11 protein-coding genes and 1 pseudogene are annotated in these 13,715 nt (G+C 41.7%); 9 read left to right on the top strand and 3 right to left on the bottom strand.

Translation table 11 applies throughout. From position 1 onward, the window contains the following. Positions 1-82: 82 nt before the first annotated feature. The 5 genes and pseudogenes from HLI_RS21430 (at position 83) to HLI_RS03125 (ending at position 5,065) form a co-directional block, all read left to right on the top strand. Positions 83-238 carry a hypothetical protein gene (locus tag HLI_RS21430; RefSeq protein WP_164908463.1) on the top strand — a complete coding sequence of 52 codons (156 nt, stop codon included), beginning with the start codon at positions 83-85 and terminating at the stop codon, positions 236-238. A gap of 154 nt (positions 239-392) precedes the next feature. After that, positions 393-1,603 (top strand): annotated as a pseudogene (locus HLI_RS22250) (DUF1611 domain-containing protein). Next, positions 1,600-2,655 (top strand): alanine/ornithine racemase family PLP-dependent enzyme, encoded by a 1,056-nt coding sequence (locus HLI_RS03135; protein ID WP_128523045.1) that lies wholly within the window; start codon positions 1,600-1,602, stop codon positions 2,653-2,655. The pseudogene HLI_RS22250 and the gene HLI_RS03135 overlap by 4 nt, the downstream one beginning before the upstream one ends. 342 nt (positions 2,656-2,997) lie before the next feature. Beyond that, positions 2,998-4,023, top strand: a complete 1,026-nt coding sequence (locus HLI_RS03130) for a TDT family transporter (RefSeq protein ID WP_128523044.1) — start codon at positions 2,998-3,000, stop codon at positions 4,021-4,023. A 145-nt stretch (positions 4,024-4,168) separates the two neighbouring features. After that, positions 4,169-5,065: a DUF4367 domain-containing protein gene (locus tag HLI_RS03125; protein WP_128523043.1), complete on the top strand. Its 897-nt coding sequence runs from the start codon at positions 4,169-4,171 to the stop codon at positions 5,063-5,065. A 69-nt stretch (positions 5,066-5,134) separates the two neighbouring features. Here HLI_RS03125 and HLI_RS03120 read toward each other — a convergent pair whose 3' ends face one another. Further along, on the bottom strand, positions 5,135-5,446 hold the full coding sequence (locus HLI_RS03120; protein ID WP_128523042.1) for a hypothetical protein: 312 nt from the start codon (positions 5,444-5,446) through the stop codon (positions 5,135-5,137). A 327-nt stretch (positions 5,447-5,773) separates the two neighbouring features. Between HLI_RS03120 and HLI_RS03115 the strand changes: the two genes are divergently transcribed. Beyond that, complete coding sequence (locus HLI_RS03115) at positions 5,774-6,961, top strand: MFS transporter (RefSeq protein ID WP_241655926.1); 1,188 nt, start codon at positions 5,774-5,776, stop codon at positions 6,959-6,961. A 102-nt stretch (positions 6,962-7,063) separates the two neighbouring features. Here the strand turns inward: HLI_RS03115 and HLI_RS03110 are convergent, their stop codons facing one another. Continuing rightward, positions 7,064-7,669 (bottom strand): hypothetical protein, encoded by a 606-nt coding sequence (locus HLI_RS03110; RefSeq protein ID WP_128523040.1) that lies wholly within the window; start codon positions 7,667-7,669, stop codon positions 7,064-7,066. 257 nt (positions 7,670-7,926) lie between these two features. On the opposite strand from HLI_RS03110, the gene HLI_RS03105 reads away from it, so the two are divergent. Genes HLI_RS03105 through HLI_RS03095 form a run of 3 tightly spaced genes read left to right on the top strand, consistent with a single transcriptional unit; the run spans position 7,927 to position 11,858 of the window. Next, entirely contained in the window at positions 7,927-8,871 is a 945-nt protein-coding gene (locus HLI_RS03105; RefSeq protein ID WP_128523039.1) for a glycosyltransferase family 2 protein, read from the top strand. Further along, positions 8,864-9,238 carry a GtrA family protein gene (locus HLI_RS03100; RefSeq protein ID WP_128523038.1) on the top strand — a complete coding sequence of 125 codons (375 nt, stop codon included), beginning with the start codon at positions 8,864-8,866 and terminating at the stop codon, positions 9,236-9,238. The genes HLI_RS03105 and HLI_RS03100 overlap by 8 nt, the downstream gene beginning before the upstream one ends. 13 nt (positions 9,239-9,251) lie before the next feature. Further along, positions 9,252-11,858 carry a YfhO family protein gene (locus tag HLI_RS03095; protein ID WP_164908462.1) on the top strand — a complete coding sequence of 869 codons (2,607 nt, stop codon included), beginning with the start codon at positions 9,252-9,254 and terminating at the stop codon, positions 11,856-11,858. Positions 11,859-12,177: 319 nt separating this feature from the next. Here HLI_RS03095 and HLI_RS03090 read toward each other — a convergent pair whose 3' ends face one another. Next, positions 12,178-13,596: a YfcC family protein gene (locus HLI_RS03090; protein ID WP_128523036.1), complete on the bottom strand. Its 1,419-nt coding sequence runs from the start codon at positions 13,594-13,596 to the stop codon at positions 12,178-12,180. Positions 13,597-13,715 lie beyond the last annotated feature (119 nt).

The raw sequence follows: 13,715 nt of genomic DNA, 5'->3' as shown, positions 1-13,715 counted from the left end.
TAAACTTATTTATTTTTCCTCCCATGATCATGGAAAGATAATGGAGTATTACGTATAACCTATTGGGTTCAGGAGGTGTATTATGCAAAAGGCAATCACTGTTCATTATCAATCCGATAAAAAGAACAACGTAAGTGAGTTGAACCAACTTCTTGAAGAGGGATGGAAGGTTGTATCTCAGAGTCCAGTCGGGTTGGTGCCAATGGTATCTTCACTTGTTGTACTGGAGAAAGAATAAGGAACAATTCTTCGGAAATCGTTAAAATAAAAAAGAATGATATTTAAATTTACCGCCTTTGCCAAGGGCGGTTTTCTTTTTGGATAAAAACAACATTAAAATATAAATAACAAAAATTTCCTGGTTTGTGTGCTATAATTATATATGCGTGTGAATGTTGCTATTTTTCAGAAAATTCACTTACTGGCTATTCTATATGGCGAGGGTTTCTTGGCCGAAATGTAGAATCTCTTTTACGCGGAATGACTGTAGTAAAAATAGATTTGGGAGGAATAGCCTTATGAAAGAATGTGCAATCGTGTATTGTGAAGATAAATTTGGAACAATGGATGGAAAGACAGCCAATGGGCTCGTAAGAAGTTCAAGAAACTTCGATATCGTGGGAGTTATTGATAGTACAAAGGCAGGGAAGGATGCCGGTGAATTTCTATTTGGAAAGGAAAATGGTATTCCTATCTTCAAGGATCTTCACCATGCTTTGGAGATGTTGGGGAAAGTTCCTGACCACTTTATATATGGAATAGCGCCTTCAGAGGCATTTTTGAAAAAAACGGAACGAAATCTTCTGTTTTATGCAATGGAACAGGGGATGAATATCGTAAATCCACTTCATGAATTTTTTACAAATGATCAGGAATTTGTAGAGCATTCAAAGAAATGCAATGTCAGGATAAACGATGTTAGGAAGCCTCCGGAAAAGAAAGACATGCATCTTTTTTCAGGAAGAATCCTATCAATTGATACGCCAGTCATAGCGGTACTAGGCACGGATAGCGCCATCGGAAAACGAACGACTTCTGTGTTGCTTGAAGATGCCTTGATCAAGCAGGGACTAAACGTCGCCTTTATTGCTACTGGCCAGACCGGTTTAATCCAGGGGGCAAAATACGGTGTCGCGATTGATGCGATTCCTTCTCAGTTCATGACAGGTGAAATCGAGAACCAAATTATGAAAGCATGGACAAATGAAAAGCCGGATATCATCATTGTTGAAGGACAAGGGGCATTGAGTATCCAGCATACATCAGTTCATGTGGAATTATAAGAGGTTCAAGACCTGGTGCCGTTATTGTGCAGCATGCCCCGAAACGGGAGCACCTTGGTGATTTCAGCTATATGAAAATGCCAACAGTCAAAAGTGAGATTGATTTAATCGAAAACTTTGCGAAATCAAAAGTCATTGCTGTCACAATAAATCACGAAAATATGTCTGATGAAGAGTTGGATCGTACAATTTCGGAATATGAAGCTGACCTGAATCTCCCAACAACGGATGCTCTTAAATTCGGATGTGATAAATTAGTCTCAAGCGTCTTTGAAGCTTATCCAACCTTAAAAAGCAAACAAAGTGTCACCACTCATTGACCAGATCACTTACTCCGCGCATTGAAATTAACCTGGCAAAAATCGCTCATAATGCGTCAACGTTAGTCGGAATATATGGAGCTAAAAATATTGGATTAATGGGAGTGACGAAAACGGTTTGCGGAGCACCTGAAATTGCTAAAGTCCTGTTAGAACAGGGGATACCAATGCTAGCTGATTCAAAGCTCCTCAACCTTAAAAGGATGCGGGATGCTGGTATCAAGGCGGATTTGGTGTATCTGAGATCACCCTCTTTAAGCGAAGTTGACATGGTCATTGAATATGCTGACATAAGCATCAATACTGAACTTGCTGTCGTTACGAAATTATCTGAGGCAGCACTGGTAAGTAATATTGTGCAGAACATTATTGTTATGATCGAGATGGGTGATTTAAGAGAAGGGATTATGCCCGAAGATCTTGATTGTTTTATTCAAGAAGTTTTGACATTGAAGGGGATTGAAATCGTGGGAATAGGCGTGAATTTTGCCTGTTTCGGTGGGGTCAAACCAGACAACCGGAAAATGGATGATTTATCCTTGCTCGCTTCCATGATTGAAACGAAATACACCTTGCCACTTTCATTCGTATCAGGTGGGAATTCAGCCAATTACGAGTGGTTTATGGGGGCTGCAGATGTTGGGAGAGAATCGATTTATTTGGGACGGGAAACGTTGAATCGATTGGTGATACCAGAATTGTATACGGACGCATTTACATTCATTTCAGAGGTTATCGAGTCAAAAGTAAAACCTTCGATGCCTTATGGAGAAATAGGGCAGAATGCTTTTGGGGAGGTTCCGCAATTTCAAGACCGTGGCCTCATGAATCGTGTGATAGTGGGTGTGGGAAATCAGGACGTGATGGTTTCAGGGTTAACTCCTCTATTAGATATTGAAATCCTTGGCTCAAGCAGCGATCATACAGTGATAAATGCTAAAGATAGCAACTTGAGAGTTGGTGATGAAGTCACCTTCAATTTGAACTATGGCGCACTTCTTTCCCTCATGGTGTCTCCATATGTTGAGAAAAAATACAGCTATGTTATTTAATAGGGAGTTTCCCCTCCCACCTTTATAAAACCGCTCAGAGGTCAATGCTCTGAGTGGTTTTTAACATTTTAGTTTGTTTGAAAGTGGTGCTTGGGCAGAAATAGTCATTATAAGCATAATAATAAACCTTCAATATCATGTTTCTGCAAGCAGGGGCAGTATTCAGGAATTCTACGTGGAGGATTGCTTCCTATTAAAAGGAAGTACTTACATAAGAAAAGAATAAGAACTTTATATAGATGAAGGAGTAGAATTGCTATAGCGTACCCGATTCTTTAAATTATTGGAAGGAAACCGTACAATGAACAAGTGGTTTGTGAGTTAAAAGAGGTGAAAAGTACAATGAATGTTCATAAAAGGAAAATATTCAATCCAGCCTCGGGTGCGATTGTCATGGCGTTAGGTATTTTTTTACAAGGGGCGATGAACCATTTTTTAAATCAAACAGCAGGTAGATGGTTTGTTTTTGCTTATCTGCTTCTTTCTATTGCCATATATTCAAAATTGTTCCGGCAGGTCTTCCAAAAAGGTTTTCTTACCTCATTACTTAAAAACCCAGTCAATTCCTTCGTTCTCGGTTCGTGGATTGCTGGTTTTTCTGTGTTGAGTATCGTATTGGAAAGGTATCTACCTTTGCTTCATTTTATGGTGGCTGCTTTGGCGGTTGTCAATTCATTGCTGTGGGTAATGTTTCTTTATATTTGTTTTATGAATTTCAAGCAATTGTGGATTCGTCCAGCTTTCCATGCCACTCATGGTGTTGTACTTTTGTCTGCTGTAGCAACTCAATCAGTGGTCATCTTATGGAATGAATTGTTTCCTTCTTTGCCTGATATTTTCAGTCTATCTGCATTTGCCCTGGGTGGTCTTTTTTATATCGGTGGCCTCATTCTTATTTTTAAACGATATCTTGAAACAGACTGGTCCTTAACAGAAGACTGGACGAATACCAATTGCATTATCCATGGTGGTCTTTCGATTACGGGGCTTGCCATTGTTTCGACAAAAATGTTCCAAGGGGAGATTCTGCTTTATTATTGGATGCTTGTTCTGATGATTTTTTGTCTGGTGGAAGGTTTGGAAGTCGTTCGTGCTATCAAGCGAATCCGGCAAAAGGGTTGGAGAAAAGGCGTCTTTTCCTATAATGTCAGCCAGTGGTCACGAAATTTCACGTTCGGGATGTTTTATGCTTTTACAATGGTAATGCATGAAAACGCTTCTTACAAAAAACATCTCTATGATTTCCATGAGCATTTCCTGTCTCTATGGGCATGGGTGGTTTTAATAGCTCTTGTCATCGAAATCGTTTTGTGGGGTGGGGAGAAAGTGATAAAGGAAAATGTCAAGGGCGAACAAGGCATATATTAAGGCTTAGACTGTTTTTTGGTAGCTTTTTTTTTGAAAAATATAATCAGTGTGTCTCCTGTTCCAAGCTTCCCGATTCCCGACTTTTGAAACGGAAGCCAGTGTGTAATCGTACACGTATAAAGAAGATAAAACGGAGGTTGTCTTATTGATCAAAAAAACTCTATTTATTGTTATTATGCTCCTTATAGCCGCCGGTTGCGCATCTAACCAGTCTACTGGTGAGAATACGACAGAAGATGATGTAACAAAGGTCCTGGAGCAAATTTTTTCTGGACCTGATGAAAAGCTGACCCGATTTTATGAAGAGGATGATTATGAAGGGGTTTTTGACTACTACACGGACCACTTCGAATCATTCTTTACCGAAGAGTACATGAATCAGGCGGTGAACACCAATCTGCTTGGCGGCTTTCATCAGAAGGCGTATGGGAATGAAGTTAACATGGAGATTGGCAATAGAAGCATTGAGCAGAGCGAGGACACAGAAAACGCTTATGATTTTGAGATGCAAATCGATGTCAGTAATGGTCAGTCAGCGGAGATCAGTGGGAGAGTGAACACGAACGAAGAGGGCAAAATCACTCGAATCCACTATATTGACACTCAATCATTGATGAACGCTTTTGATACGGCCGTGGAAACAGAAGAAGGACTATACGAATACGATCGTTCGATGTTGGTTAGCCGGACTGGAGATGAAGCCTATCAGCCTATGTATCCGACTGTCATGCCTTTTGAAGTTGATGGTGTAGAAATTGAACCTGGGATCATGGAGCAGAAGGATACCTTATTAACATTCATCTTTCATGCCGAAAAGGACGAAACGATGGAACTGATGACCGTCAAGGATGGTGAAATCACCTCTCAGGACTTGGACACGGAAGAGGTTTCTATCGGGAATCAAACAGGTCAATATGCTGGAAACGAAGGCGGGACTCAACGGTTGATTTGGTCAGACGGATCGATCACCTATGAGTTGAAGGGGGAAGTAGAGGGCCTATCAAAAGGTGATCTGATCACAGTGGCAGAGTCTTTTGAATAAGTCATACACCTGACCTCCCCGTTGCAACAGGCTCGGTCGGAAATCGACGGAGCCTGTTATTAATAGCAGCTATTGCTTGTTTTTACGTTCCAATCGGCTCCATTCCTCATTGACTACAAATGCAAGGTCATCATTACCGAATAAAGACAACACTTCTAATAAAGTTTCTACAGGAATCTGGTAGGCTTCATTTGGAGGGAGTGTTAATTCCGCGGCATCCGCCAAAGCAGTATTGTTTGACTGATTTGGATAAGCTTTTTTATATATTTCAAAAGGATCCAACTCGTTGTTTACACACCATTGAGCGAAAATTAAAATCATCTTTTGTTCATCTTGCTTGTATTGGTGAATGACTTGTTCATCCATTTCCTTACGGTCCATGCCTCAAGCCTCCTTAAGATAAATTCGTATAACGGATTTTACTACCGAAAAGTATCCTATTTATCTAATACTGGATTAGAAAGCGTACGCCTATCAATGAAATTCTCATATTATCTATTTTAGCACTGGTATTTCTTGCTGTCTTCTATGGTCCGTCATCTTGAGGAAAACACAGCAAGCAGCTTTTTCAGTTATGTATGTTTTGTGACAACTATGCACATTTACAGGTGATTTCCAATCTTTGTAGAAAGAATTCTTAAGTGGGGTGTTACTATTAGTAAACAAAGCTTTTCCCAAAAAAAGAATTCTTATTTATTACTATTTGGATTGGGCATATCTACTTTAGGAGACTTTATTTATCTCGTCGCCATCAATATCCTAGTATTGAAATTAACCGGTTCCGCTGCTGCAGTAGCGGGTTTATGGATAATAGGACCAATAGCTTCAATGTTAACGAAATTTTGGTCTGGGAGTATGATAGATCGTTTGAATATAAGAAGAATAATGATTGGAACAGACATCATTCGCGCGATTTTAGTTGCGATCATTCCTTTCTTCAGCTCTATATGGCTTATCTATGTATGTCTATTCTGCCTATCCATTTCAAAAGCCTTCTTTGAACCAGCAGCGATCACCTATATAACTAACGTTGTTCCTGAGAATGGTCGAAAACGGTTTAACTCTTTCAGAAGTTTGATCACTTCCAGTGCTTTCTTCATCGGTCCTGCTATTTCGGGAGCACTTCTTCTCATTACCACTGTTCATATATCCATATGGATCAATGCTTTTTCTTTTGTAGTTTCAGCTATAATGTTGTATTTCCTGCCAAACGTGAATACTGATGCTGATGCAACAGGAGACAGATTCAGCTTGAAAATATTGAGAAGTGATTGGAAAGAAGTATTTAAATTCAGTCAGAACAACCTATTTATTGTAAAGGTGTACTTCTTAGCTCAATTTTTTATGATTGTAGCACTTGGAATGGATGCACAAGAGGTCGTCTTTACTCAAAAGGTATTGAATTTATCTGAGACAGACTACGGCTTACTCATAAGTCTCACAGGCGTGGGCTCTATTTTAGGAGCAGCTACTGTTTCGTTCGTGGCTGAAAAATTGTCTATAAGAGCAATGATGTCCAGTGGATATTTTCTGGTATCGGTTGGTTATTTGGTTTATGCTTTCTCTTTTTCATTCTGGACAGTAGCATTCGGATTTATGGTCTTAGGGTTTTTCAACTCCTTTTCTGGTACTGGGTTTATGACTTTTTATCAAAATAACGTGCCTGTTAAAATGATGGGGAGGATTTCTAGCATATACGGAATCTTTCAAAGTCTTCTTCAAGTCATCTTTATATTATTGATTGGTTTTACAGGTGATATCATTCCGGTCAGGTACAGCATCATTGCTGCTTCGACATTATTGTTAGTTCTAAGCATTTGGCAAATAAAGTTAGTTCTGACGCCAAGCAAATCCGGATATTTCGAAGAAGAACCAGAACTTCAAAGCACTTCTTAATATTTCACATTTGAACTTAAAGGATTTCAGGCATGATTTTATGGAACACAGTCTTAACTAAAAGGGGTGTGTTCTTTTATCTGGAGAAGATCAACCTTCGAATTACTTATTTGGCTTCTTCACCCATAAATTCACTTGTAAATCAGTAATTGTCACTTCTATGATAGGGTCATCTTTTAAATCAATGTTTTTCATTTGGTCGGGATGGGATAACTGAAATCCGAATTGGTCCCCATCGCGATAAGTCAAACCGGAAGATCCAGAAGGGGTTAATTGATAAGCTTCGCCTTTATACACTGCTTCTGCTTCCGCTTTGAAATGACTAGTAAAACCGTTATCATTACGTACGTGCTCCAAACCAGAAATTAATGTCGCGCCACCCGCGTCATAACTTCCGCTTGATCTGAAAGTTATTTCATATCCTGAATCCAATTGCGATACTTCTGTTACATGAATTTTATTTTCACTTTCCTCTAAAAGCACTTTTCCTTCGTTACTTTCTATATCATTCAAATCAATTTTTATGGTGTACTTTCCCTCTTCTGGGAAGGTTTTATGATAATAGTCCTCTATGTTACTTGTTAGGTAGCTGATCCCTTTGGATTGTAGATTGATGCCTTCGATTATTCGCGGGAGCAGCAGGAAACCAATAGCGATTATTGCCAAAAGGATATATAACATATTCAAATTAAATATTCTTCCTATCACATATCTTCCTCCTCATAAAACCGGATGGTAATCTATTAACCAGCACGGTCCGAAAAACCTTATGTCCATATTACCATAAAATTACACCGTCTTTTTAAGGTATGGGTGAACGGACAAGGATTAGTAATTGGGTTGTATTATGTATGCAATATAGAGGTTGATAGCCTTCAAATCCATAGCTTCCCCTAAGTTTCATTTTTGCGCCGCACGGGTATGTTTATATCAGATTAGTAACGACGGTCGTGCGGAGGTAGAGTATGGAAAAGTTATTGGTTTCAGTGGTCATCCCGGCATTTAATGAGGGGGAGAATATTGAACTGGTACATGAAGCGCTGCAAAACGAGTTTGCTGGACTTTCCTATTCGTGGGAAGTAGTTTTTGTAAACGATGGAAGCAGTGATGATTCGCTTAAGAATATCCGCACATTGGCAAATACATATCCAGAAGTGAAATATGTGTCATTCACACGCAATTTCGGTAAGGAGGCTGCCCTTTTCGCCGGACTTGAGAGCGCCAGGGGGGAAGCGGTGGTTATTATGGATGCTGATTTGCAGCATCCCCCTGCACTGATTCCTGATTTATTGGAGGGATATGAGGAAGGCTATCAACAAGTAGTGGCCAAGCGGAACCGGGTAGGAGAGGCAAAGTCCCGCTCTTTCCTCTCTTCGCTTTACTATAAAACTGTCAATCGCCTTATCCAGGTGGACCTGCATGATGGGGAAGGAGATTTCCGGCTGTTGGGAAGACAGGCGTTAGAAGCTATCTTGACACTCAGTGAGGGCAACCGGTTTTCCAAGGGACTGTTTTCGTGGATCGGGTTCGAACAGAAAACCGTCCATTTTGACAATGTCGAGCGGCAAAATGGCCATTCACAATGGTCGCTGAAGCAGCTGCTAGAGTATGGAATCGAAGGAATCGTCTCCTTCAACCAGCGGCCGCTTCGTTTTGTAATGTATACAGGTTTGTTAATCATGGCACTCAGCCTCCTTTATATCTCTTTCATCTTCGTGATGACTCTCATCAGAGGAGTGGAAGAGCCTGGCTATTTCACGATCATATCTTCCGTCTTATTCCTCGGAGGTGTACAGCTGGTGAGTCTCGGAGTGATTGGTGAATATGTCGGAAGAATCTATATGGAAACAAAGAAACGTCCGCATTATCTCGTGCAGGAGAGTAATGTAGAAAGGGATACCTATGAGTAAGTGGAACAATGAATTCACCCGGTTCGTCGTCGTAGGCGGACTGAATACAGCGAATTACTATTTATTCTATGTTCTTTTTTATAACTTTCTGGGCTGGTTTTACCTTCTTTCACACATCCTTGCTTTTTTCATCAGCATGGTCATATCTTTTTTCTTAAATGTCTATTTCACCTATAAGGTAAAGCCCACTTTGGGCAAATTCCTTATGTTCCCGTTCACTCAGGTGGTCAACATGTCGGTTTCTTCCCTTTTAATCTACCTGTTTGTCGACCTGTTGCATTGGAATGGCAATATCGCTCCATTAGCTGCGGTCATTTTCACTGTTCCAATCACTTTTCTTGTTACTAGTAAAATTCTGAAGAGGTAAGGCGTGAATAATCATGACAAAGAAACAATGGATCCTGCTTATCTGCGGCAGTCTTCTCACTGCTCTCCTGGCGCACGCCTTCTTCCTATACCAATGGACACAAGGAGTGTATATGACAGGGCCGAATGACGGGCTCTCTCAGATGGTTCCTTTCCGTGAGATGCTCTACGACCAGTTCACCAGCGGGAATTTTTTCTATTCTTATGAATTTGGACTCGGCGGAGGCACTCTCAGCCAGCTAGCCTATTATTATGGTATCAATATCTTTTTCTTCCTGACAGTCATGGTGGTATTCATTCTGGAATCCCTGTCGATCATCAGGGAACCGGATGTCTTGTTCTGGGCCCAGGCTACTGTTTTTAGCAGCGCCGTGAGGATGATGTTCATATTAATCATCACTACATATGTATTCCGATACCTGAACGACGGAAGGCTGCTCCCATCCTTCATTGGCGCTGTCCTTTATGGAACTTCCGCGATGTATTTTTTGCATGTCACTTATTGGGAATTCTTCGGAGATGCTTTCCTGTGGCTGCCGCTTTTGATTCTCGGGGTGGAAAAAATCATCCGGGAGAAAAAGCCGGGCTGGCTTATTACAGCGACAGCTATCTCCTTCTTTGACAATTTTTATTTCGCCTATATCAGCGGCATTTTCACCGGCCTCTATATAGCAGCAAGATGGATATTTCCCTTAGGCACAATAGAAACGCCGAAACGTGTCCAACTCAAATATTATTGTTTTTGCGTCCTGCTTGGATTCGGTATCGGCTCTGTCGGGCTTGTGCCTGCAGTCTGGAGTTTTCTGCAAAACACACGGCCACCATATGATCAGAAAATCCCGCTTGCTGCTTTTCCGAGCAACATTCTTTATGACAGCTACTACCTGATCGTTCCAGCCGTGTTTGTGCTGATGCTTGGCGTTCGACAGCTGTATAGGAAGCCACAGTTCCGATTATTCGCCATATTGAGCCTGGGATTGATCGTCCTGCATTTCATCCCATGGGCAGCAAGTTTTTTCAATGGCCTATCCGCCCCCCAGCATCGTTATGAATATCTGGCAGCGTTCACGATTGGCTGCGCCGTTGCTGCTGGACTGCCCGCATTGAAAGATGTGACGATAAAACAGCTCACGGTTGCAAGTGTAGGACTCGTTGCTGTGTATACGGTTTTTCAGTTGACGGATCCAACATTAGAACTCAGCAGCCTATGGTCAGCAGCTATCCCCATTTTTGCAGGAATAATACTGTTGTTCGTATTTCTGTTCATCAAGGATGGAAAAAAAACGGTGTATATGTATGGTCTGTTCACCATCATCGTCCTATCGCAGCTTGCAGTGATGAATTATTATCAATACGACAAGTTGTATGCAGATGGAAGTGTCCATGAAAGCACGAAGGAGTATATTATGGGTGAGAAATATTCGGCAGAAGAACAGCAGGCATTAATTGATGATGTTCTGGATTCCGATTCCACCCCTCTGCCCCGGGTCACATGGATGGAAAATGGTAGATATAACACACCGATCATCCAAGGTTTTCCCGGAACCAGTGTCTATTCCAGTATCCTTAATGGGAATCTGCTGAATTACTATTATCATGATCTGGAAATTGATATGAAACGGGAAAGCGTCAGCAGATACTCTGGATTCGGGGATCGTGCCAATCTGCACAGCTTATGGCAGGCCAACTATGTCATGTATGAAAAAGGGGAAGAAACGAATATTCCATACGGATTTGTCCCTTATAGGGAAAGTGAAGACTATATTGTTTATGAAAATACCAATCCTCTCCCATTCGTCCGCGTTTCCGATCAGATCTACAGGGAGGAGTCACTGGAAAATCACCACCCACTGACCCGTGAGCAAGCGATGCTGCAGGGTCTTGTGGTAGAAAATGCAGAGACGAAAAGGAAGGACGTTCCGCATAAAGAAAACTTGGTTGACAAGAAAAACATAGAAAGCGTCGGTGGCAGCTATTCCGATGAAAGGCTTGTCATCACGGAAGAAGAAGGGGGACTGGACATCTCTCTTCCAGATTCCGTGCTGGATTCGGATGCTGAAGATATCTATGTTTCCTTTTATCTATTGAACAATGAAGTAGAGGCGCCACTATTTGCTCTAAGGGTGAACGATTTCTGGACCACTAGGAAATCCAGGGAATCCATTTATAAAACAAATGTAAATGATATCACCATCCGCATCCCTAAAGAGGAGCAAATTTCCATCCGTATGCGGGAAGGAGATTATACGTTAAAAGATGTGGAGGTTTATACGGAAGATTACGTGGCACTTGAAAACGCAGCAGAAAATAAACAGGAGAACCAGCGGAAGCATGATATAGCAATCGCTGGAAACCGCATCACCATCGACGACCTGTCAGCGGATACGGATGGCTATCTTGCCATTCCTGTCCCTTATGAAAAAGGTTGGCAGGTTAAGGTAGATGGAGAGAAACGCGACTTGGAACAGGTCAACTATGCTATGCTCGGCACCTCGATACAAGAAGGAGATGAAAGAGTAGAATTCATCTATCATCCTCCGTATATCAATATCACTTTGATGGCCGCTGGGGTGTCCCTGCTTATAGCGATGATTTGGGTAAGGAAGAGACGGAAGAGTTGAATGGTTTTAACATCTTGAAAGACCATCTTTGTTTAACTAAAGTTCTCTCAGACCATGACCAAAAGGGGAATATGCAGGATACTTGTGGAAATTATGGGAGATTTGGACCCGGATAATGTGTTTTATGGAATTGAATACACAAATAACCCCGTTAGTTATTTCTAACGGGGAGTGAATAGAGATGAAACCTGGAGGAAGATCATCCTCCGAAAAATCAGGGAGACAGGGGAGAGCTTTCCTTTTTCTTCTGAAAACATGTCAAAGCTAAGAACCTATCTACTTATTTCACGCCTGCTAACTCAGGAAAGATCACTTAGTATTAAACCGGTCCCCAGCCAATCAACACCCCTACAGATAACATGATCACAGCAATCACTATCCAGATCAACAAGAGAGGCAGCATCCACTTCGCCCACTTTATCCAAGGCACTCCCGCTACGGCTAAGCTCGCCATCAATGGCCCGGACGTAGGAAAGATACTATTCGTGAATCCATCCCCGAACTGATAAGCCTGAACAGCAACTTGACGGGTGATCCCGACCATATCAGCTAATGGGGATAAAATCGGCATGGCGATCATTGCCTGCCCGCTTCCTGATGGAACCAGGAAATTCAAAACTCCATTTGCGACAAACATCCCAAGTGCAGCGAAGACAGGGGACAGTCCTTCAAGTGGGATCGACAAGGCATTTACCGCCGTATCCAGGATTTTCGCATTTTCCATGACAATCAAAACTGCACGGGCAACACCGATAATCAACGCGCCATAGACGAGCTTTTGACACCCATCAAGGAAAGTCATAGCCACTTTATTATAGTTCATACCAGCAATAATCCCTGATACGATCCCGATCACAATAAAAAAGGCAGCCATATGATTAATCGTCCATTTAAACTCAATCGTCGCATAAATGAAGAATAATAGCGCAGCACCTACGAAGGCCAGGATCCACTTATGACGGACCGTAAAGGGCGCCTTCAACTCATCTTCAGACGCCTGCTTTTCATCTAAGACACCTACAAGACTTTTTGCAGGGTCATTCAACAGCTTTTTCGCATAGCTCCACGTATAATGAATGGTGATTCCTACAATTACTACGAAAGCGATGATTCTGAGCAGCATCCCGGAAAACAATGGAATATCGGCAATTGACTGAGCGATTCCAACAGTATAAGGATTTAAAAAACCGACGTTAAACCCGGCGAATGTCGCTCCGAACGTAATCGATACGGCAACGATTGCATCCAGCTTCATCGCCCGGGCAATAATCACACCAATCGCTACAAAAGGAATGACAGCGTTCGCGATGACTCCGACGGCTCCTCCTATGGCGAATAATATGGAAACCACTGAAATCAGCCAGAACTCCTTTCCTCTGGTTTTATTGACCGCTCTTAAAATCCCACCTTTTATCGCACCCGAGCGCTCGACAACTTCAAATGCTCCTCCAGCAAATAACACTAAGAAGATCAGTCCCGCTGACTGAATCATCCCTTCCTGTAAGGCTAAAAAGATATCCATGAATCCTGCCGGGCTTCCATCTACTTCACTGTATGTACCAGGAATGACCCGCTCCACGCCATCCACAGTTTCACGCTCAAATGCTCCTGATGGAACAAGATAGGTTGAGATCACCGCTAACAATAAAACTGCAAAAAGAATGACATATGTATCCGGCATTTCCCATTTTCGTTTCTTTTCCACCCCTGTGTTCAAAGTTCGATCTGGTAGACTCATGTCGTCCTTATACCTCCTGGTGAATAATTATTCAATTTTCATGACCAAGAACTCAGTATTCATACTTGGAATGAAAAAGGATATTGTATAGTATATAAACAAATTTAAATATTTGCAAA

The organism is Halobacillus litoralis (assembly GCF_004101865.1).
Taxonomy (GTDB): Bacteria; Bacillota; Bacilli; order Bacillales; family Halobacillaceae; genus Halobacillus; species Halobacillus litoralis_A.
This window is presented reverse-complemented; position numbering and strand designations above follow the sequence as displayed.

What these genes read in the sequence shown, in the direction of transcription:
- HLI_RS21430 (WP_164908463.1), top strand. Translation starts at nt 83, where the DNA reads ATGCAAAAGGCAATCACTGTTCATTATCAATCCGATAAAAAGAACAAC.
- HLI_RS03090 (WP_128523036.1), bottom strand. Translation starts at nt 13,596, where the DNA reads ATGAGTCTACCAGATCGAACTTTGAACACAGGGGTGGAAAAGAAACGA.
- HLI_RS03120 (WP_128523042.1), bottom strand. Translation starts at nt 5,446, where the DNA reads ATGGACCGTAAGGAAATGGATGAACAAGTCATTCACCAATACAAGCAA.
- HLI_RS03095 (WP_164908462.1), top strand. Translation starts at nt 9,252, where the DNA reads ATGACAAAGAAACAATGGATCCTGCTTATCTGCGGCAGTCTTCTCACT.
- HLI_RS03100 (WP_128523038.1), top strand. Translation starts at nt 8,864, where the DNA reads ATGAGTAAGTGGAACAATGAATTCACCCGGTTCGTCGTCGTAGGCGGA.
- HLI_RS03105 (WP_128523039.1), top strand. Translation starts at nt 7,927, where the DNA reads ATGGAAAAGTTATTGGTTTCAGTGGTCATCCCGGCATTTAATGAGGGG.
- HLI_RS03130 (WP_128523044.1), top strand. Translation starts at nt 2,998, where the DNA reads ATGAATGTTCATAAAAGGAAAATATTCAATCCAGCCTCGGGTGCGATT.